18 protein-coding genes are annotated in these 19,832 nt (G+C 61.2%); 12 read left to right on the top strand and 6 right to left on the bottom strand.

Annotated features, from left to right (window positions below; genetic code table 11):
• Positions 1–15: 15 nt before the first annotated feature.
• The 12 genes from BM132_RS16520 (at position 16) to BM132_RS16465 (ending at position 13,365) form a co-directional block, all read left to right on the top strand.
• Positions 16–1,608, top strand: coding sequence for a GumC family protein (locus BM132_RS16520; RefSeq protein ID WP_092456924.1), 1,593 nt, complete (start codon positions 16–18; stop codon positions 1,606–1,608).
• The gene (locus tag BM132_RS16515; protein WP_092456921.1) at positions 1,605–2,708 is read left to right on the top strand and encodes a glycosyltransferase family 4 protein; all 1,104 of its coding nucleotides are present in this window, start codon (positions 1,605–1,607) and stop codon (positions 2,706–2,708) included. Before BM132_RS16520 ends, BM132_RS16515 begins: the two co-directional genes overlap by 4 nt.
• Positions 2,705–4,075 carry an O-antigen ligase family protein gene (locus BM132_RS16510; protein WP_092456918.1) on the top strand — a complete coding sequence of 457 codons (1,371 nt, stop codon included), beginning with the start codon at positions 2,705–2,707 and terminating at the stop codon, positions 4,073–4,075. Before BM132_RS16515 ends, BM132_RS16510 begins: the two co-directional genes overlap by 4 nt.
• Positions 4,072–5,028: a glycosyltransferase family 2 protein gene (locus BM132_RS16505; protein ID WP_092456915.1), complete on the top strand. Its 957-nt coding sequence runs from the start codon at positions 4,072–4,074 to the stop codon at positions 5,026–5,028. Before BM132_RS16510 ends, BM132_RS16505 begins: the two co-directional genes overlap by 4 nt.
• On the top strand, positions 5,021–6,157 hold the full coding sequence (locus BM132_RS16500) for a glycosyltransferase family 2 protein (protein ID WP_092456912.1): 1,137 nt from the start codon (positions 5,021–5,023) through the stop codon (positions 6,155–6,157). Before BM132_RS16505 ends, BM132_RS16500 begins: the two co-directional genes overlap by 8 nt.
• Positions 6,158–6,168: 11 nt before the next feature.
• Positions 6,169–7,173 carry a polysaccharide deacetylase family protein gene (locus BM132_RS16495; RefSeq protein WP_092456909.1) on the top strand — a complete coding sequence of 335 codons (1,005 nt, stop codon included), beginning with the start codon at positions 6,169–6,171 and terminating at the stop codon, positions 7,171–7,173.
• Positions 7,170–8,474, top strand: a complete 1,305-nt coding sequence (locus tag BM132_RS16490; RefSeq protein WP_092456906.1) for a lipopolysaccharide biosynthesis protein — start codon at positions 7,170–7,172, stop codon at positions 8,472–8,474. The genes BM132_RS16495 and BM132_RS16490 overlap by 4 nt, the downstream gene beginning before the upstream one ends.
• Before the next feature lie 239 nt (positions 8,475–8,713).
• Positions 8,714–9,403, top strand: a complete 690-nt coding sequence (locus BM132_RS16485) for an N-acetyltransferase (RefSeq protein ID WP_092400477.1) — start codon at positions 8,714–8,716, stop codon at positions 9,401–9,403.
• 210 nt (positions 9,404–9,613) lie between these two features.
• Positions 9,614–10,303 carry an N-acetyltransferase gene (locus BM132_RS16480; protein ID WP_092400475.1) on the top strand — a complete coding sequence of 230 codons (690 nt, stop codon included), beginning with the start codon at positions 9,614–9,616 and terminating at the stop codon, positions 10,301–10,303.
• A 5-nt stretch (positions 10,304–10,308) separates the two neighbouring features.
• Complete coding sequence (locus BM132_RS16475) at positions 10,309–11,487, top strand: GNAT family N-acetyltransferase (protein ID WP_092400473.1); 1,179 nt, start codon at positions 10,309–10,311, stop codon at positions 11,485–11,487.
• The gene (locus BM132_RS16470) at positions 11,459–12,250 is read left to right on the top strand and encodes a carbohydrate deacetylase (protein WP_092456903.1); all 792 of its coding nucleotides are present in this window, start codon (positions 11,459–11,461) and stop codon (positions 12,248–12,250) included. The genes BM132_RS16475 and BM132_RS16470 overlap by 29 nt, the downstream gene beginning before the upstream one ends.
• 173 nt (positions 12,251–12,423) lie before the next feature.
• Positions 12,424–13,365: an alpha/beta hydrolase gene (locus BM132_RS16465; protein ID WP_092456900.1), complete on the top strand. Its 942-nt coding sequence runs from the start codon at positions 12,424–12,426 to the stop codon at positions 13,363–13,365.
• Positions 13,366–13,567: 202 nt separating this feature from the next.
• Here BM132_RS16465 and BM132_RS16460 read toward each other — a convergent pair whose 3' ends face one another.
• From BM132_RS16460 to BM132_RS16435, 6 genes are all read right to left on the bottom strand, one after another.
• Positions 13,568–15,310, bottom strand: coding sequence for an ABC transporter substrate-binding protein (locus tag BM132_RS16460; RefSeq protein ID WP_092400469.1), 1,743 nt, complete (start codon positions 15,308–15,310; stop codon positions 13,568–13,570).
• A 95-nt stretch (positions 15,311–15,405) separates the two neighbouring features.
• Positions 15,406–15,678 (bottom strand): DUF2160 domain-containing protein, encoded by a 273-nt coding sequence (locus tag BM132_RS16455; protein WP_047228550.1) that lies wholly within the window; start codon positions 15,676–15,678, stop codon positions 15,406–15,408.
• Positions 15,679–15,688: 10 nt separating this feature from the next.
• Positions 15,689–16,489 carry a carbohydrate ABC transporter permease gene (locus tag BM132_RS16450; RefSeq protein WP_047228551.1) on the bottom strand — a complete coding sequence of 267 codons (801 nt, stop codon included), beginning with the start codon at positions 16,487–16,489 and terminating at the stop codon, positions 15,689–15,691.
• 10 nt (positions 16,490–16,499) lie between these two features.
• Positions 16,500–17,366, bottom strand: a complete 867-nt coding sequence (locus tag BM132_RS16445; protein ID WP_092400465.1) for a carbohydrate ABC transporter permease — start codon at positions 17,364–17,366, stop codon at positions 16,500–16,502.
• Positions 17,363–18,472 (bottom strand): ABC transporter ATP-binding protein, encoded by a 1,110-nt coding sequence (locus BM132_RS16440; protein ID WP_092400463.1) that lies wholly within the window; start codon positions 18,470–18,472, stop codon positions 17,363–17,365. The genes BM132_RS16445 and BM132_RS16440 overlap by 4 nt, the downstream gene beginning before the upstream one ends.
• Positions 18,472–19,566 carry an ABC transporter ATP-binding protein gene (locus BM132_RS16435; RefSeq protein ID WP_047228554.1) on the bottom strand — a complete coding sequence of 365 codons (1,095 nt, stop codon included), beginning with the start codon at positions 19,564–19,566 and terminating at the stop codon, positions 18,472–18,474. Before BM132_RS16435 ends, BM132_RS16440 begins: the two co-directional genes overlap by 1 nt.
• Between the last annotated feature and the right edge of the window lie 266 nt (positions 19,567–19,832).

Here is a 19,832-nt window from a genome sequence, read left to right as displayed (position 1 = left end):
CTCAGGTGATTGATCATGAACCCCAAGGAAAACTATCTGCATGAGTTCTTCAGGATTTTCTTCGCCAACAAGCAATGGGTGAAGCGAGTCTTCCTGATCTTCGCCGTGATCGCCCTGGCGCTGCCGTTGATGCTCAAACAGAGCTTCGACATCACCGCCCAGGTCATCGTCCAGTCGAAAAAACTCTCCCAGGGCGACGCCACCACGTCGCTGAACCAGGAAGACGCCACCTTCATTCCACCGTCCCTGGCGGACATGGAAACCGAGAGCAATATCCTGCGCTCGCCGGCCCTGATCCGGCAGACCATCAGCACCCTGCGCGACCAGGGCGAGTACAGCCCCAGCCCCGGCATCTTCAACAAATGGGTGAGCGAGCCGCTCAAGCACTATGTCACCACGCCGCTGCGCGAGTATGTCGTCAACCCGCTGCGCGACGGCCTGGGACTGGAAGTCGATCCGGTGCGAGATACCACGCTCGACATGCTGACCGACGAAGCCATCGCCAACCTGAAAATCGAAACCCTGCCAGGCTCCAACGTCATCTCCATCGTCTACAGCTTCGGCGACCCGGCCCAGGGCACTCGGTTCGTGGCGCAACTGCTGGAGAACTACCTCTCCAGTCGCCAGGACCTGCAATCGATCGAGCTGCCGCAAGCCTTCTATGAGCAAAAGAAAACCCAGTACCAAACTCGCCTAGACGGACTGGAAGGCACCCGCCTGGCGCTGCTTGAAGACGTCAGCTCCTCAGATCCCAAGGAGGAGATCACCTTCCGCCTGAACGCCATCAACACCGAAGAACAGGCCTTGAACCTGTACCGCGATCGTCTGCTGCAAAGCCAGCGCTGGCTCGATTACCTCAAGACCAGCCTGACGGCGGCGAACAGCTCGCGGTTCAACGACTACACCTTCCCCTTCACCTTCACCACCACTGTGGACAACATCGCTTTCGAAGACCGGGAGATCAAACAACTGGGTGAGCAACTGACCACCCAGGTCAGCCGCTACATGAATGACCTGGCGATCTTCCAGCCCGGCAGCGAACCGATGCTATTGACTCGGGAGCAGATCGCACGCACCCGCCAGCAGTTTCTCAAAGTGGTGAGCAACCGCATCCAGGAACGCACCAACGACCTGGCAATCGTCAGCTCGGTGATCGACCAGAAAACCGCGCGCATCGCCGCGTTCAAGGAGCGCATCCATCAGTTGCAGCAAACCCAGAGCAAGCTGCGGCAGATGGACACAGAGATCAATGCTCTGCATGCGGCATTTTCCACCTACGCTCAACGGTTCGCCGAGAGCAGCACCGCTCGGGCGCTGGACAACGACCTATCCAACGCTCGCGTCCTGAGCCCGCCGTTCGAACCGACCGCCGCGGCGTTTCCCAAGCCAATGCTGATTATTGCGTTCGGTCTGTTCAGCGGCTTGCTCCTGGCGATCGCCCTGGTCTATGTGCGTGAGTTCTTCGACCATCGCTTCAAGCACCCTGCCCAGATTACCCAGCAACTGGATGTACCGGTGCTGCTGGTGATCAACGAGCAGAACCCCGACCAGGTCAACCCGCACCGCAACTGGAGCCTGCCCAGCCTTGTCCATTGGGTGCGCAATTGAACGCGCCGGTGGGCCCGACTTGCCGCAGCAGCGCCCTGCCGATCATTCATTTGCTCGACAGCGGCGGCTTCTACGGGGCCGAACGGATGTTGCTCGATCATTGCCTGGCCACGCCGGGGCAGCACCAAGTGCTGTTCCTGGCGGCGCCGCCGACGTTGATCACGCGCTTTCGCCAAGCCGGAGTCGATTGCCGCCACTGCGCCAGTTGGGCCGAGCTGGTGCAGCACCTGCGCCAGCGACGGGAGGAGCAGCCGCTGATCAACACCCATAACTTCAAGGGTCTGCTGTTCGGCTGGGCCGCGGCCACGCTGCTGCGCTTGCCCCTGGTCATCACCCAGCACGGCTTCACCCCGCGCAGCACCAAGCAACGGTTCTACACCTGGCTGAGCCTGCAACTGTGCCGGACCGCCTCGGTCAAGCGCGTGGTCTGCGTGGCCGAAAGCATTGCCGTGCTGCACCGCCAGGCCAGCGTGCGCGCGGAAAAACTCGACGTGATTCCCAACGGCCTGCCGTCGGTCACAGCACCGCTGCCTCATCGTGACGACAGGCTGCGCTGGCGGGTCGGCTACGTCGGTCGCTTGAGCCACGAGAAAGGCCCGGACCTGTTCCTCGACGCCATGATCCCGCTGTGCCAGCGGCATGCATCGCTGCACGCGGTGATGCTCGGCGACGGCCCGGAACGTCAGGCCTTGCTCAAGCGCATTGCCGACGCAGGCCTGCCGACTCGCATCGAGCTGCCCGGTTATCAGACCGACATGAACCCCTGGTGGAGTCAGCTCGACGCGCTGGTGATCAGTTCGCGTACCGAAGGCACACCGATGATTCTGCTCGAAGCGATGCAGGCCGGAGTGCCGGTGGTGGCATTCGGCGTGGGGGGCATTCCCGATGTGCTGCAGGACCGTCACAACGGCCTGCTCGCGACGCCGGCTGACAGCGCCGAACTGGCCCGGCAGATCGAAACACTGTTTGGCGAACCGCCCCTGGCGCGGATCCTGGCCGACAACGCGCGCCGCACCCAACGGGACCGTTATGACCTGCGCGCCCTGGCCGAACGCTGGTCGCAGCTCTATATCCGCACGGCACGGGAGGCTCGTCCATGATTGTCCCGCTCTCAATCGTCAGCCTGCTGGGCCTGGTTTGCCTGGTGTTGCTGGCCAGCCCCTATCCCTTCCTGGCGCCGGGGGCGGTGCTCGGCCTGGTGGGCGTCGCCGTGCTGTACCGCAAACCCGGCTGGGGCTTGCTGGGCATTGCGGCGCTGGTACCGTTCGAAGGTCTGTTCAAGGAGAATGCTTTTTCAGGCAGCAAATTCTTCGGCGTGGCACTGATTCTGATCCTGATGTTGCAGTTGGCTCTGCGTCAGATCCCTTCGTCACGCTTGCGCAGCAATATCTGGCGGCCGCTGATCGCCTTCATGATGCTCTATGGCCTGAGCCTGTTGCTGTCGCAGAACCTGGGCCTGTCCATGACCCACTTGCGCGAACTGATGGTGGGGTTGATTCTGTTCGTGATCACCCTGCTGATCGGTCGCGAGCTGAACCTGGACCTGTTCTGCCGGCTGATGACCCTGAGCGTGAGCACCACCTGTGTGCTGGCCATGTTCTCGGCCAAATACCAGGACCAGGGCCGCGCGTCCGGCCTGTTGGAAGACCCGAACACCTTTGCCCTGCTGATCGCCTTTACCGTGCCGCTGGCATTGTTGCTGGTATTACGCAGCCCGAACCTGTTGCACCGGTTATTCTGGGGTGGCTGTTTCATCCTGCTGCTGGGCGGCATGACCAAGACCGAATCGCGCTCCGGGCTGGTGGTGCTGTTGCTGAGCCTGGTGATTGGCCTCTATCACTATCGTGCACAACTGCCGCGCATCCGCCCGCGACACCTGGGCTTCGCCATGTTCGGGCTGGCCATCCTGATTCCCTTGGGGATCGCAGTGATGCCGGCCGGCTACGTGGCGCGCATCCAGTCGCTGAGCATCCTCAGCGCTGGCGCCAGTGCCCACAAAGACGAATCCCTGGGCCGACGCGCCTCGTACATCGTGGTCGGCAGTCAGATGATCCGCGAGAACCCGGTGCTGGGCAGCGGGCCGGGCACTTTCCCGCTGCACTACGCGCCCACCGGCTACGCCAAGGCGTTCTCGGCCAATCGCAAGCTGGGGGATCTGTATCGCCGGGCCCATAACACCTATCTGGAAATCTTCAGCGAGATCGGCATCCCGGGCGGGCTGATGTTCGTCGGCATGCTCGGCCTGGGCCTGTACAACCTGCTGCGCGCCCGCCAGCTCTGGTTGCAGCGGCGGGACTGGACGCAGGCAGACTTGGTGACGCACCTGGGCATGAGCTTCCTGTCGCTGACGCTGTTTTTGATGTTCCTCAGCGCCCCCAACCATAAGTTGCTGTGGATCATGCTCGCCCTCACCAGCGTGTTGCGCTACGACGCCGAACAGGCAACACCGCAGGAGGCCCGGCCATGACCTGCATCAGCATTGTGATCCCGATGTTCAACGAGGCCCGACACATTGGCCGTACGTTGCAGGCGGCGCAGGAAGCCGCCCGCCAGGCGCAGATGGACTGCGAGCTGATCGTGGTGGACAACGGCTCCGACGATCATGGCCCGCGCATCGCCAACGAACTGGGCGCGCGCGTGCTGATCGTGCCCGGCGTGCACATCGGCGCCCTGCGCAACCGCGGTGCGGCCGTCGCCCACGGGGAATGGCTGGCGTTCATCGACGCCGACATCGAGATGCCGGCCAACTGGCTCACGCTGTTACTGGAACTCCAAGGCCAGGGCGATGTGCTGGGCCTGGACTTGGACACCCCCGCTCAGGCGCCTTGGTTCGCTCAAGCCTGGCAACGCCGCAACCAACGCCCAGGCTCGCGTCCATTGCACCGAGTGCAGTGGCTGCCCAGCGCCAACCTGTTGTTGCGTCGCCAGTGGTTTGAGCAGGTCAGGGGGTTCGACGAAACCCTGCGCACGGGCGAAGACAAGGATTTTTCCCTACGCCTGCGCGACGCCGGGGCGCAATTGCTGCTGGTCAATGAAAGCGTGGCCCTGCATTGGGGCTACGAAGGCAGTTGGCGGGAGTGGATGAGCAAGGAACTGTGGCGCCAGGGCAGCCATTTGCAATTGTTGCGCAGCCATGGTCCGAGCCTGCGTCTGTTGCGCTTTCCCGCACTGTCCATCGGTGCCTGGGGCCTGGATTTTCTGGCGTTGGTCGCCCTGTTCCAGGGCCAGCCGCGCATTGCCCTGATGCTGCTGTTGCTGACCTCCCTGCCCGCTTTGTTCCTCAGTCTGCGCCAAAGCGGGCGTGACGTGCGCCTGACGCTGCAACTGTGGGCCTTGCACGGGGTGCGCTTGCACCTGACCGGCGCCGCGCTGCTTCTCAACCTTTGTCATTGGAACGTCAGGAGACCTGCCCGTGGCTGAATTTCTTTACTGGTCGTGCCTGTTGCTGCCGGTGTACGCCTACCTCGGTTATCCGCTGATGCTGAGCCTGCTGGCGCCGCTGTTTCCGCTCCGGCGCTACGGGCCGGCGTTGCCGATGAACGTCAGCATTGTCATCGCCGCCCATAACGAGGCACGGCACATCGAAGAGAAGCTGCGCACCTTGCTGGCCCAGGACTACCCGGCGCGCTCGCTGCAAATCATCCTGGCCAGCGACGGTTCCACCGACGACACGGTGGCCTGCGCTCGGCAGGTCATCGACCCGCGCATCACCGTGCTCGACCTGCCGCGCCAGGGCAAGGCCGCTGCCCTGAATACCGGCGTGGCCCACAGCACCGGAGAGATTCTGGTGTTCACCGATGCCGACAACCAATGGGCCGACGATACCCTCGGGCACCTGCTGGCCCCGCTGGACGATCCGGAAGTCGGCGCCTGTGCCGGGCACATGGAAATCCCCGTGCCGGGCAAGGGCCTGAGCCTGGGCGATAGCTTGTATCGGCATTACGAAGGCTGGCTGCGTCAGGTGGAGAGCCGCACAGGCTGCATGGTCTCGGCCGATGGCGCCTTGCTGGCCTTGCGTCGCGAGCTGTTTGAACCCATACCGGCGCAGGTCAACGACGACTTCTTCCTGAGCACCTGTGCGCCGGCGGCGGGTAAATCCATCGTGTATGCGCCACTGGCCCGGGTCACCGACCAGGGTGTAGACGAAGCCGACAAACAGTTTCGCCGTCGCCAGCGGGTCACCGTGGGCGGCCTGCAAAGCCTGGCCCAGCGCCGGCAGTTGCTCAACCCCCTGCGTCACGGGCTCTACGCCATCGGCCTGATCAGCCACAAACTGATCCGTCGTCTGGCGCCAGTGTTGCTATTGCCGCTGCTGCTGAGCAACGCCTGGCTGTGGAATGAACATCTGTTCTATCGCCTGAGCCTGGTGGCGCAACTGCTCGGCTACGCCATCGCAATGATCGGCTTACTGGACGTAAGCCACCGCTTGCCCAGGCCCTTTCGCCTGGCCGCGTTCGTGCTGGTGACGCTGGCGGGCATGAGCATCGGGCTGTGGCAGTTTCTGCGAGGTCATCGTTATAGCCAATGGAACCCCGAGCAGAACCGCTAAGGAGACGGCCCATGTCCATCAAACAAGTCTTCAAGCGCACCGGCGGCTGGCTGTACCTGAACACCTCCCTGGGTCGTGGTCCGTTGCGTGGTGCCGGCGTGATTCTGATGCTGCACCGGGTCCTTAACAATGACCGCGCCGCCGAGCTGCCCCATCGCAACGAATTGTGCGTGGGGCCAGAAGCCTTCGAGCATTTGCTGATCTGGCTGCAACGCTATTTCGAATGCGTGCCCTTGATGAGCCTGCTGTTGGCGGACCCTGAAAGCGTCCCGAATCGCCCGCGAGTGGCGCTGACCTTCGACGACGGTTGGCGCGACAACGCGATGAATGCCTTTCCTTTGCTGCGCCAATACCAGGTGCCGGCGAGTATTTTCCTGTCCACCGATTTCATCGGCAGCCGCCAGCACTTCTGGTGGGAAAGCATTGGCGAAACCCTGTGGGGCAGCCATGGCCAAGTGGCGCGACATTCATTGATCGAGCATTTGCAGCACGCCGGCCGACCGTTGCCGGTGATGCTCGACGACCTGGATGACCAGCGCCGCAGCCTGTCGCTGATGCACTATCTGCAAAGCCTCAAGAGCCTTGACCCGCAGGTTTTGAACGACCTCACCGACGCCTGCCCTACGGGCGCCCAACCCCAGGCCCTGGACTGGTTCCAGGTACGGATGCTGGAAGATTCCGGGCTCATCCGCTTCGGCCCCCATGGTGCCAGCCACGCGATTCTCACCGCGCTGGATGATCAGCGCCTGCACGAAGAGCTGAGCCGCAGTCGGGCGGCCCTGGAGAACGGTTGCGCCCAGCCGCTGCCGGTGTATTGCTACCCCAATGGCGATCACGATGAGCGCGTGCGTCAACAGGTGGCGGACCACGGCTTTCCATTTGCCCTGGGCACCGAAACCGGCTTGTATCGCACCGACGGCGACCCGTTGAACCTGCCGCGCTTCGGCGTCAGCCAACGCAATGCCCAGCACCCTGAGTTGCTGGCTTGGCGCATTCGCCGGGGGACACGCCCATGAGCCGCGGCCACTACCTCAAGCATCTGGCCCTGAGCATGGGCACACGCCTGGCGATGATTGGCCTGCGCCTGCTGCGCAATGTGCTGCTGGCGCGGATCCTTGGGCCCAGTGAACGCGGGCTGTTCGCACTGCTGAGTACCCTGCCGGACCTGATCAGCGCCGTCACCAGTGGCGGCTTGAATTCGGCCGTGGGCTATCAAGCGGCTCAACAACGTTCGATGGGCCTTTTGCTCAGCCAAGTGCTGGTCTTCGGCTGCCTGTTGGCCGGGTTGTTGACGGTACTGGTCGTGGCGCTGGTGCGCGAATTCGGCGGCGAACTGGACATCACCACGCAGTTGGGGCTGTTGGCGTGGCTGCTGCTGTTGGCGGTGCCGTTGACCGTGCTCAAGAGCGGCCTGCTGACCCTGCACAATGCCTCCGGCGGCGTTGGCGCCTTCAATGCCCTGCGACTGATGGAGTCCCTGGCACCGCTGTTACTGTTCCTGGCACTGTTCTGGATGTGGAAAGACACTGCCCTGGAAGCGGCGCTGATCAGTTGGTTGGCAGGTCTGAGCCTGGTGGTGTTGGCCGGTTGGGTCTGGCTGCGGCGGGACCACCCGTTCACCTTGCAATGGGATCGCTCCCACCAGAAGGAGCTGTTGCGCTACGGCGCCCGCAGCCACCCCGATTTGATGTTCCAGCAAGTGGTACTGCGCTCGGATTACCTGTTCATCGGCGCCCTGCTGGGCAGCACTGCCCTGGGCCATTACGCCATGGCCAGCGCCGCCGCGGAACTGCTGCTGATCGTGCCGGAGGCGGTTACCACACCGCTGATGAAGCGCCTGCTGCAGCAGGACTCCGACATGAAACGCCTGACGCCTCTGGCCCTGCGCCTGACCGCCACGGTCATGCTCGGCGCCTGCCTGGGCATGGCACTGATTGGTGAATGGCTGATCGTCACGCTGTTCGGCGCGGCCTACCAACCGGCGTATCCCGCCTTGCTGGCGCTGCTGCCGGGGCTGTTCGGGCTGTGTTACGCGAGCATTTTGCGCCTGGACCTGCTGGGCAAGAACCGCCCTGGTACGGTTTCGCTGCTGATGGGGGTTGGGGCGTTATTAAACCTGGCGTTGAACCTGATCCTGATTCCGCGCTACGGCATCGTCGGGGCTGCCGCGGCTTCTTCGGTCGCCTATATGACCGTGACCATCGCGCTACTGGCGATGTACTGCCGCCTCAGTGGCGTGGCGTTGTGGCAGACGCTGATCATCCTGCCCAGTGACCTGCTGCCGATGCGGCAGATGCTGATGGGGAAATCTGCATGAACGCCGTCGTCAGGCAGACCGCCATCGCGAGCAGGCTCGCTCCCACAGGGCCCGGCGCCGGGCACAAAAACTGCGGTCGCTACACCTCCACTGTGGGAGCGAGCCTGCTCGCGATGGCGGTCTGCCCGGTGCCTATGCAAACCCGTCAGATCGGGTTTCTCCTGCCCGCAGACACCCTGTTTTGCCATGGACTGGAGCACACCCCTTTTCCCCCAACATACCACCCGTCAGGAGGCACCATGAAGTCCCTGCAAAAATTGCGTGATCGCATCCAGAAGAAAGGCCTGCGCGCCGTGTTCAAACAGCTGTGCAGACACTACGTGTTTTTCCACTCCCAACTGATATGGATGGAGCGTGATCTGGTCAGTCCTGTGCGACCTTGCAAGCTTAAGCCTTATGCACCAGTACGCCGGGAAATCATCACGACCAGCAACGCCGACGCTTTCGCCACTCACTTCGGCGACCGTGTCGAGACCATGCGTGAGCTGGCAGCCGAAGGCCACACCGGCCTGATGTACCTGGACGACAAGGGCGATACCATCGGTTTCATCTGGGCCAGTCAACGCGACTATTTCGATCGCCACTTCTATGGTTGCTGGTTCCCAGTCAAGCCGGGCGAGTTCTTCGAGTTCGGCGGTGAAATGATCCGCGCCTATTGGGGCAGCCAGTTGTCCGTGGACGTACAGCTGGACCTCTGGAAGACCATGGCCGACAAAGGCAGCGACAAGGTAGTCGACGTCTGCGACCTGCAGAACATTCCAGCCGTCAAACTGCACCTGCGCATGGACTATCGGGAACGCGGCCAAATCACTCACGTGTATTGCCTGTTTGGCCGCTGGCGGTTTTTCCGCGACACGTTTTACACCGGCTCGGCACTGGGCGCTTTTCAAAAACCGGCCCCGCCGGTTGCATCGACTGCGGCGGCCTGATGTCCATGGCGATCCGGCTCCAATGGTGTCGCTCCTTGCCGCCTCAGCGGTGTGGCGCCGTGGCAGACACAGATCATCCTGCCCAGCGACTTACTGCCGATACGCCGCAGGCTGATGGGGACATCAGCATGAAGGCGCTCGTCAGCCAACCCCCCATCGCGAGCCAGCTCGCGATGGGGGGCACCAACCCGCCACCCGTCAGGAGGGGCCATGAATATTCTGCAAAAATTGCGTGATCGCATTCAGAAAAAAGGTCTGCGTGCCGTTCTAAAACAGCTGTGCAGACACTACGTATATTTCCACGAGCAACTGGTGTGGATGGAACGGGATCTGGTCAGCCCGATACAGCCTAACAAGCTCAGGCCCTATACGCCGTTGCGCCGGGAACCCATTACCACCTGCAATGCCGATGCTTTCGCCAGATATTTTGGTGACCGTGTCGAGACCATGCGCGAACTGGCTGCCGAAGGCCACACCGGACTGATGTACCTGGACAGCAAGGGTGACACCGTCGCTTTCATCTGGGGCAGTACACGGGACTATTTCGACCGCCATTTCTTTCGCTGCTGGTTCCCGGTCAAACCGGGTGAGTTCTTCGAGTTCGGCGGTGAACTGTACCGCGCCTACTGGGGGACCCAGCTATCGGTGGATATCCAGCTGGATCTGTGGAAAGCCATGGCCAAGCAGGGTTGCGACAGAGTAGTCGACGTCTTCGAACGGCGGAACATTCCAGCCGCCAAGCTGCACCTGCGCATGGACTATCAGGAGCGCGGCCAGATCACCCATATGTATTGCTTGTTCGGCCGCTGGCGGTTCTTCCGTGACACGTTTTACACCGGCTCGGTCTTGGACTCTTTTCGTAAACCGGCCAAGCCGGTTACATCTACTGCGGCGGCCTGACGTCCATGGCGATCCGCTTTCAATGGTGTCGCTCTCTGGGCGCGGCGGACTTTCCTGTTTCAGCTTATGAACAGCTGCGAACCCAGGTGTCCGACGCAACACCGTTCAACACCCTGGCCTGGCTGCAAGCGGCGGAATTTGCCCTGTTGCCCGATCAGCAATTGCATGTGCTACTGGGCTGGCAGGACCAGGACCTGTCTCTATGCCTGCCCCTGATTTCGGGACGTGAGCGTATCAGCGGACTGCGGTTCCGAGTATTGCATCACTTGGGTTACCCCTTGGCCGACCGCATCGCTCTGATGGCGCGCCTGGACGCCGAAGGCATGGGCCAGGCGCTGATGCAGATCCGTCAGCATGTGCCCCACGCGATGCTGCAACTCAATGAAGTGGTGGAACCGGTTGGCGAGCAAAGCGTCCTCAGCGCCTGGATGGCACTGAGTTCCACCGGAGAGCGGCGGCTCAGCTGCCGGGTTCCGGTGCACCTGATCAGCGACAGCGACCATCAGGAAGTTTCCGGCGATCCACGCTACAAATTGCGCCGGGCGCGCAAGCGGATCGCCGCTTGCGGCGCCGAAATCCGTCGAGTGACGCCGGACGCTATCAGCATGGGACAGCTGTTGCGGGCGCTTGCCGATGTCGAGGCCGCCAGCTGGAAAGGCGAGGAAGGTGTCGGGATCTTCGCCGACCCCAGGCGCCGTCAGTGGATGAATCACGCCTTCACCGCCCTCGCCGCCCAAGGCCTGGTGCGGATAGTGATGCTGGAACTGAACGGCGAGTGCATAAGCTATCGCCTCGGTCTGTTGGACCAGGGGCGACTGTATGACTACAACCTGGCGTTCCTGCCGCAGCATGCCGACCTGGGCAGCGGCCGTGTGTTGCTCGAAGAGTGGATCCGCTGGGGGCTGGACGAAAACTGGCGGTGGATCGATGCGTCACGGGTCAGTCTCGATAATTCCAGCCATCAATTGCACGAACGCATGACCGGACAACTGGAGCACTGGCGTTGGAGTTTTTATTCGTGGCAACCCGATGGACTGATCCTCGGGCTCGCCTTGCGGCTCTGGAAAAGTCTTAAACCCTGGCTTCGCAAACACCCTCCCCAAAAAACCACCGCAACAGACTCACCTTCTATCCCCAAGGAAAAGGAGATTTCCCATGCCCCACCAAGTGATCATCAACGCTGACGACTTCGGACTGTGTTTGAGTGAAAACACGATAATCGTTCGAGCGTTCGAAGCAGGCCTAATCAGTTCCGCGACCATAATGGCCAATATGCCGGGCTTCAAACAGGCGTGCGTGCAGTCCCGACAGCCCCGGCTCAAAGGGCGCATCGGCCTGCATTTCAATCTCAGCCATGGGCAGCCGTTGAGCCAGGCCATAAAGTCGCGCCCGGCATTTTGCAATGCACACGGCCAGTTCGACTTCAGTCTGTCACGCTCTTGCCTACGTCTGGGCTCAAAAGACATCGCGGCAATAGAGGACGAACTTCAGGCGCAATGGCAACGCTGCCTGGATCACGGATTGCGTCCAAGCCACCTGGACTCGCATCAGCACGTGCACAACATCTGGCCCATCGGAGAACAGGTCGCGCGCTTCGCTGCGCGCCAAGGTGTGCCCATTCGCCTGGCGCGTAACCTCGGAGCAAACCTGACTGTACCCAAGCGCATCTTCAAGGCCTTGCTCAACCGCCGCCTGCGTCGTTTATGCGGCGCGACGGCTGACTATGTCTGCACACCGGCCGACTTGCAGCACGCCGCAGCACCCGACCATGGTTTGCTGGAGGTGATTGTTCATCCGGTGCAACTGGATGGGGACTTCGGCGACGCCTACCTGGCTCCTGGCTGCTCGTTGACCCAGGTGCTGCATCAGCGCCTGGCGGGAGTGCCGAAGGTGGGGTATGGCAAGACTGAGCGGAGATTTGAGCCAGTTCCGCTTGAGAGTGCATAATTCCCCCGCTGCCATAAAGGCTTTATCTTGTGGGGGGATTTACTCCCTCCTCACAAGATCATCTCAGTCACCGAAGACCGTCGCACCAGCGAGGCACGCCGTCCGAAATCCCTGCGTACTCTGAGCAGAATCTGCTAAAAGGCAGCTTTCATCTTGAGCAGCGAATCGCATCGATGTCTTCGACTCCTCTCTCCCGCCTTGGGCGACGCTGGCTGGCTTTGCTGTGCATGAGCGCGATGGTGGTCGGGCTGCCGGTGGGCTGTGGCGTGTTGCAGCACAAGGAGCGCGAGCTGGTATTTCGCATCGAGCCGGGTACGGCGACCTGGTTCAGCGGCTTGCCGGGCGGCGTGCAGGAGTTCGACCTCAAGCCCAAAAGCTTCAAGGCCGGGGAAAGTATCCACGGCTGGTGGTGGCCGGCTGAACGCAAGAACGCGCCGGCGATTCTGTACCTGCACGGGGTGCGCTGGAACCTGACCGGTCAGTTGTTTCGTATTCGGCAGTTAAGGGCCCTGGGCTTTTCGGTGCTGGCCATCGATTACCGTGGTTTCGGCAAAAGCCAGGGCGATCTGCCGTCGGAAGCCAGCGTCTATGAAGATGCGCGCATTGCCTGGGAGCGTCTTGAAGTGCTGCAACCGGACCCGGCCCTGCGGCTGATCTACGGCCACTCACTGGGGGGCGCCGTCGCCGTCGACCTCGCCGCGGAACTGGGCCAGAAGGCGGCGAAAGACGGCAGCCGCGTGCCCGCCCGAGGTCTGGTCATCGAATCCACTTTCACCTCCCTGGGCGATGTCGCCACCGCCATGGCCAACACTTCCCTGCCGGTGCGCTGGTTGCTGTCGCAGAAGTTCGACTCCATCGACAAGATTCGCGAGATCAACATGCCGTTGCTGGTGGTGCACGGCGCCGCCGACCGCTACGTCCCGCCGCGTTTCAGTGAGCAATTGTTCAATGCCGCCCAGGAGCCAAAGCGCCTGCTGCTGGTGCCAGGCGCGACGCACAACAACAGCATGAACCTGGCGGGCAGCACCTATCGGCAGGCGCTGGATGCCCTGATGAAAGCCGGGCCATCGCCAGTGGCCGGACAACCTCATACCAGAGCGGCCAAGGCTGGCTGATCACCTTTACCGCCAATCCCCCTGTGGGAGCGAGCCTGCTCGCGATAGCGGTGGGTCAGTTTGCAGACAGGCTGGATGTGCTGCCGTCATCGCGAGCAGGCTCGCTCCCACAGGAAGTTGTGTGCACTTCAGACGCCCTCTGGAGCCGGGCACGAAAAAAAACGGCACCTTGCGGTGCCGTTTTTTCATTGCAGATCCAGCTTTATTTACGTGCCGCTTCCCATGATTTCAGCAGCTCGGCGTAGCTCACTGTCTCACCTTTAGGCTTCTCGTTGGCCAGTTTCGGCTTCGGTGCGCCCGGCTGGTCGAACCAGTATTGCGCGTCGCGCTCGGGGTTCATTTTCGGGGCGCAGGTGGCCTGGGCCTTGGAGCGCTCCAGACGGGTCATGATCGCGTCCTGATCCTTGGCCAAACCGTCAAGAGCCTGTTGCGGAGTCTTCTCGCCGCTGGCGGCTTCGGCGATGTGGCTCCACCACAGCTGCGCAAGGCGAGGATAATCCGGCACGTTGGTCCCGGTCGGGGACCATTGCACGCGAGCCGGGCTGCGGTAGAACTCCACCAGACCGCCGAGTTTAGGCGCCAGGTCGGTCATGGCTTGGGAATTGATGTCCGATTCACGAATCGGCGTCAAACCCACAATGGTTTTCTTCAGCGACACCGTCTTGGACGTCACGAATTGCGCGTAGAGCCAGGCGGCAAGCCGCTGTTTCTCAGGCGTGGATTTGAGGAACGTCCAGGACCCCACATCCTGATACCCCAACTTCATGCCCTCTTCCCAATACGGTCCGCGCGGCGACGGCGCCATGCGCCATTTCGGCGTGCCATCGGCGTTCATCACCGGCAGGCCCGGTTTAGTCATGTCGGCCGTAAAAGCGGTGTACCAGAAAATCTGCTGGGCGATGTTGCCTTGCGACGGCACCGGTCCGGATTCGGAGAAGGTCATGCCGGCCGCTTCCGGTGGCGCGTACTTCTTCATCCAGTCCACGTATTTGGTGGTCGCGTACACGGCCGCCGGGCCATTGGTATCGCCACCACGGGTCACGCTGGAGCCGACCGGATGGCAGTTCTCGACGCGAATCCCCCACTCGTCCACTGGCAAACCGTTGGGCAGGCCCTTGTCGCCGCCACCGGCCATGGAAAACCAGGCATCGGTGAAGCGCCAGCCCAGGGAGGGATCCTTTTTGCCGTAGTCCATGTGACCGTAGACGCGCTTGCCGTCGATTTCCTTGACGTCTTCGGTGAAGAACTTGGCGATGTCCTCGTAGGCCGACCAGTTCACCGGCACACCCAGCTCGTAGCCGTATTTCTCCTTGAACTTGGCCTTCAGGTCCGCCCGCTCGAACCAGTCGGCACGAAACCAGTACAGGTTGGCGAATTGCTGGTCGGGCAGTTGATAGAGCTTGCCGTCCGGGCCGGTGGTGAACGATGTGCCGATGAAGTCCTTGAGGTCCAGGGTCGGCGAGGTGTAGGCCTTGCCTTCGTTGGCCATCATATCGGTGATCGATTCGGTCTTGCCGTAGCGAAAGTGCGTCCCGATCAGGTCCGAGTCGTTGACCCAACCGTCGTAAATGTTCTTGTCCGACTGCATCTGGGTCTGCAGCTTCTCCACCACGTCGCCTTCCTGCAACAGGTCGTGGGTCAGCTCGATCCCGGTGATGTCCCTGAAGGCCTTGGCCAGCACCTTGGATTCATATTCGTGAGTGGCGATGGTTTCCGACACCACGTTGATTTTCATGCCGCGAAATGGCTCGGACGCCTTGATGAACCACTTGAGCTCTTCGAGCTGCTGTTCGGCTGTCAGGGTAGACGGCTTGAATTCACTGCCAATCCATTTTTTCGCCGCGTCTTCATAGGCGTCGGCCCAGGCCGCAGCGCTCAACCCGCTGAGTGCCAGCACGGCTGCCAATGAAACGCTATGTCGCAGCTTATTGTTTTTATCGAACATAGAGACCTCCTGTTTGGGTTTAAGAGCCTGATCGTCGAACCTTCGACGTGGCCTGTACGGTTAACTCGATTGCACGAATTAGCCACACAGGCCACTTAGCCCCACCGCATCACTGCCAACAGCCACACCAAGGACAACGCGAACGCTATCCAGATGCTCCAGTCGGTGGCGCCAATCACCAGCAGATGCAGGTAGGCGCTACCGAGAAGACCGATAAACAACCGATCGCCACGGGTGGTGGCAATCGGCAGGAAACCGCGCCGAGGGATACTCGGCGAACGCAGTTCCCACGTGGTCATGCCTGCCAGCAGCAAGGCAATGACCCCAAAAAAGGCCGCCGTCGGGCCGGTCCAGTTCATCCATTCCATCATCGTCTCCTCAGACCCGGCCCAGGGCAAAGCCCTTGGCCACATGGTTGCGTACGAACCAGATCACCAGCATGCCTGGCAGGATAGTCAACACCCCCGCCGCCGCCAGCACGCCCCAATCGATACCCGATGCCGAGACTGTGCGGGTCATGACCGCCGCGATCGGCTTGGCATTCACCGAGGTGAGCGTGCGCGCCAGCAGCAGTTCGACCCAGGAAAACATGAAGCAGAAAAACGCCGTGACACCAATGCCGGAGCCAATCAACGGGATGAAGATCTTCGCGAAGAACTTGGGGAAACTGTAGCCGTCAATGTAGGCGGTCTCGTCAATTTCTTTCGGCACCCCGGACATGAAACCTTCGAGGATCCACACCGCCAGCGGCACGTTGAACAGGCAGTGGGCCAAGGCCACGGCGATATGGGTGTCGAACAGCCCGATGGACGAATACAGCTGGAAGAACGGCAACAGGAACACCGCCGGCGGCGCCATGCGGTTGGTCAGCAGCCAGAAGAACAGGTGTTTGTCCCCCAGGAACCGGTAGCGGGAAAACGCATAGGCCGCCGGCAACGCCACAGCCAGGGAAATCACCGTGTTCAGGCTGACGTAGTACAGCGAGTTCAGGTAACCGGTGTACCAGCTCGGGTCGGTGAAAATCACCTTGTAGTTCTGGAAGGTGAAATCCTGGGGCCACAGCGTCAGGGTGCCGAGGATCTCGGTGTTGCTCTTGAACGACATGTTCAGCAGCCAGTAGATGGGCACCAGCAGGAACAGGATGTAGATCAGCAACGGAATCAGCTTTCTCTTGCTCATGGCGCGGGCCTCAACGGTTGGCGTCGGAATGAGTCATGGCGGTATAGAACAGCCACGACACCAACAGAATGATCAGGAAGTACACCAGGGAAAACGCTGCCGCCGGGCCCAGGTCGAATTGACCGATAGCCATCTGAGTCAGGGTCTGGCTCAGGAACGTGGTGGCGTTACCCGGCCCGCCGCCGGTGAGCACGAACGGCTCGGTGTAGATCATGAAGCTGTCCATGAAGCGCAGCATTACCGCGATCAGCAGCACACTCTTCATCTTCGGCAACTGAATATGTCGGAACACCGCCCAGTTGGAGGCCCGGTCGATCCGCGCAGCCTGGTAATACACGTCCGGAATCGCCCGCAACCCGGAATAGCAGAGCAGCGCCACCAGGGACGTCCAATGCCAGACGTCCATCACCAATACCGTGACCCAGGCGTCCATGGTGTTGGCCGCATAGTTGTAGTTGATGCCCATGGCGTTGAGCGTGGACCCCATCAGGCCGATGTCGGCGCGGCCGAAAATCTGCCAGATGGTGCCCACCACGTTCCATGGAATCAGCAGCGGAATCGCCAGGATGATCAACACCAGGGATGACCATTTACCTTTGGTGGGCATGGTCAGGGCGATGGCGATGCCCAACGGAATCTCAATCAGCAGCACGCACGCCGAGTAGATGAACTGGCGCAGCAGCGAGTCGTGCAGCCGGGGATCGAGCAGCACCTGTTTGTACCAGTCGGCGCCGACGAAATAGCGACTGGACTGGTCGAAGATGTCCTGCACCGAATAGTTGACTACGGTCATCATCGGGATCACCGCACTGAACGCCACCAGCAGGAACACCGGCAACACCAGCCACCAGGCCTTGTTGTTCTGCACCTTGTTCATGGCTGCACCTCGCTCAACGGTTCCAGCAAGTATTCATCGGCATACACCATCAGCCATTGGCCCGGAAAACTGATGTACGCGGTGCCTTCGGGCACCGGTTTGTCTTCGGCCAGACGCACCTTGATCGGCGCGCCATCGAGGTTGAGGGTGAGGATCTTGTAGGTGCCCAGGTCTTCGACATGGACCACATCGGCCCGCATCGCATCGTCGTAAGGCCCGTCCCAGACATGGACAAATTCAGGACGAATACCCACCTTCAGGCTTTTGCCTTCGGCCTGGGCAATACCGCGTTGCAAGGTTTCGGACAGCGGAAAGTGGGTGGAGGCGAACCCGACGCCGCCGGGTTGCGCGGTGACCTCGATCAGGTTCATCCCCGGGCTGCCGATGAAATAGCCGACAAAGGTGTGGCTCGGACGCTCGAACAACTCCCGGGGCGTACCGAACTGCACGATCTGGCCGCCATACATCACCGCGATCTTGTCGGCGAAGGTGGACGCTTCCAACTGGTCGTGAGTGACGTAGACCATGGTGATGTTGAACTGCTCGTGGATCTGCTTGAGCTTGCGCCGCAGCTTCCACTTCAGGTGCGGGTCGATCACCGTCAGCGGTTCGTCGAACAGGATCGCCGACACATCGTCGCGCACCAGCCCGCGGCCCATAGAGACTTTCTGTTTTTCGTCGGCGGTAAGGTTGCGGGCCTTTTTGTCCAACAGGTTCTGCAGGTCCAGGACCTCGGCGATTTCCTGCACCTTGGTGTGGATTTTCGCTTCGGCCATGCCCTGGTTGCGCAGCGGGAAGGCCAGGTTGTCGAACACCGTCATGGTGTCGTACACCACCGGGAACTGGAACACCTGGGCAATGTTGCGATGCTCCGGGGTCAGCTCGTTGACGACTTTACTGTCGAACATCACCTGGCCTTCGGAAGGGCTCAGCAGTCCGGAAATGATATTGAGCAAGGTGGATTTGCCGCAGCCCGATGGCCCGAGCAACGCATAGGCGCCGCCCTGCTCCCAGATGTGGTTCATCTCGCGGATCGCGTAATCCTCTGGGCCCGCCGGGGTGCTGGTGTAGCTGTGGGCGAGGTTCTGCAAACGAATTTCAGCCATCAGGCAACCCTCGCAATTCGCTGGCCCGGGGCTTGGACCAGCTTGCCCTGGGCATCGAAGACAAACAGTTTGTGGGTCGGAATGTAGATGCGGATCGGCTCATCCACGTCGTATTCATGGACGCCGGACAAGTGCAGCACCAGCAGGAAATGCTCGTTGCGCACGTGCAGGAATGTCTCCGAACCGCTGATCTCGGCCACCTCGACGGTCACCGCCAACTCCAGGTCGTCGTCGTTGCTCGGCACCAGGGAAATATGGCTGGGCCGCACACCAAAACGGAACTCACCCTCGCCCACCGGGCGCAGATCGACGTTCAGCGGAAAGTGCACGAAATTGGCAAAGCTCACTTCATTGCCGGCGATACGACCCGGCATGAGATTGATCGGTGGCTCGGAGAACAGCTCGGCGGCCAGTACGGTTTGCGGCTGGTGATATACCGAGGCCGACTTGCCGCTCTGGATCACCCGGCCCTCGTGCAGAATCGTCGTGGTGCCGCCCAAAGCCAGGGCTTCGTTGGGTTCGGTGGTGGCGTAGACGGCGATAGTGTGACGGGCCTGGAACAGTTCGCGCATTTCCTGGCGAAGTTCCTCACGCAGCTTGTAGTCCAGGTTCACCAGGGGCTCATCGAACAGGATCAGTTCGGCGTCCTTGACCAGGGCTCGGGCCATGGCGGTGCGCTGCTGTTGACCACCGGACAATTCCAGCGGATGACGCTGCAGGAACTTCTCAATGCGCAGCATCTTCGCGGTTTCCAGCACCTTGCTCTGGATCACCTCGTTGGACACACCGGCCTGGCGCAGCGGCGAGGCGATGTTTTCGAACACGGTCATGGTCGGGTAGTTGATGAACTGCTGATAAACCATCGACACGTTGCGCAGGCGCACCGGGCGCTGGGTGACATCGACGCCGTTCATCAGGATGCGACCGCTATCGGGCTTGTCCAGACCGGCCATCAGGCGCATGAGGCTGGTCTTGCCGGACAGCGTGCGGCCCAGCAGAACATTGAACGATCCGGGTTCGAAACTCAGGTTGGCATCGTCGATCCAGGTCTGGCCTTCGACGGTGCGACAAATGTGCTCAAGCGTTAATGACATGGCTCGGCCTTTTTATTATTTGGAGTCAAGCGACCCGAGACTAAAAGCGAAAGCCGTGCCAGAAATCACAAACCATTGATCAGATTGGATTTTCCTCTATTCCTTCAAAAAAATGCGTTCATTGATGAACACAAATGAACAGCCCAGAATGAACAACTGAACAATTTGCCGGTTGACAATGAACAAATTTGAACAACACTGAATGAACGTTTTCGGCTAGGCCTGACGCGGACTTTGTGGGAGCGAGCCTGCTCGCGATAGCGGTG

Source organism: Pseudomonas sp. NFACC45, assembly GCF_900113505.1.
GTDB classification, from domain to species: Bacteria; Pseudomonadota; Gammaproteobacteria; order Pseudomonadales; family Pseudomonadaceae; genus Aquipseudomonas; species Aquipseudomonas tehranensis.
This window is presented reverse-complemented; position numbering and strand designations above follow the sequence as displayed.

What these genes read in the sequence shown, in the direction of transcription:
- BM132_RS16455 (WP_047228550.1), bottom strand. Translation starts at nt 15,678, where the DNA reads ATGGAATGGATGAACTGGACCGGCCCGACGGCGGCCTTTTTTGGGGTC.
- BM132_RS16495 (WP_092456909.1), top strand. Translation starts at nt 6,169, where the DNA reads ATGTCCATCAAACAAGTCTTCAAGCGCACCGGCGGCTGGCTGTACCTG.
- BM132_RS16465 (WP_092456900.1), top strand. Translation starts at nt 12,424, where the DNA reads ATGTCTTCGACTCCTCTCTCCCGCCTTGGGCGACGCTGGCTGGCTTTG.
- BM132_RS16480 (WP_092400475.1), top strand. Translation starts at nt 9,614, where the DNA reads ATGAATATTCTGCAAAAATTGCGTGATCGCATTCAGAAAAAAGGTCTG.
- BM132_RS16520 (WP_092456924.1), top strand. Translation starts at nt 16, where the DNA reads ATGAACCCCAAGGAAAACTATCTGCATGAGTTCTTCAGGATTTTCTTC.
- BM132_RS16460 (WP_092400469.1), bottom strand. Translation starts at nt 15,310, where the DNA reads ATGTTCGATAAAAACAATAAGCTGCGACATAGCGTTTCATTGGCAGCC.
- BM132_RS16450 (WP_047228551.1), bottom strand. Translation starts at nt 16,489, where the DNA reads ATGAGCAAGAGAAAGCTGATTCCGTTGCTGATCTACATCCTGTTCCTG.
- BM132_RS16475 (WP_092400473.1), top strand. Translation starts at nt 10,309, where the DNA reads ATGGCGATCCGCTTTCAATGGTGTCGCTCTCTGGGCGCGGCGGACTTT.
- BM132_RS16470 (WP_092456903.1), top strand. Translation starts at nt 11,459, where the DNA reads ATGCCCCACCAAGTGATCATCAACGCTGACGACTTCGGACTGTGTTTG.
- BM132_RS16510 (WP_092456918.1), top strand. Translation starts at nt 2,705, where the DNA reads ATGATTGTCCCGCTCTCAATCGTCAGCCTGCTGGGCCTGGTTTGCCTG.
- BM132_RS16505 (WP_092456915.1), top strand. Translation starts at nt 4,072, where the DNA reads ATGACCTGCATCAGCATTGTGATCCCGATGTTCAACGAGGCCCGACAC.
- BM132_RS16440 (WP_092400463.1), bottom strand. Translation starts at nt 18,472, where the DNA reads ATGGCTGAAATTCGTTTGCAGAACCTCGCCCACAGCTACACCAGCACC.
- BM132_RS16485 (WP_092400477.1), top strand. Translation starts at nt 8,714, where the DNA reads ATGAAGTCCCTGCAAAAATTGCGTGATCGCATCCAGAAGAAAGGCCTG.
- BM132_RS16435 (WP_047228554.1), bottom strand. Translation starts at nt 19,566, where the DNA reads ATGTCATTAACGCTTGAGCACATTTGTCGCACCGTCGAAGGCCAGACC.
- BM132_RS16490 (WP_092456906.1), top strand. Translation starts at nt 7,170, where the DNA reads ATGAGCCGCGGCCACTACCTCAAGCATCTGGCCCTGAGCATGGGCACA.
- BM132_RS16445 (WP_092400465.1), bottom strand. Translation starts at nt 17,366, where the DNA reads ATGAACAAGGTGCAGAACAACAAGGCCTGGTGGCTGGTGTTGCCGGTG.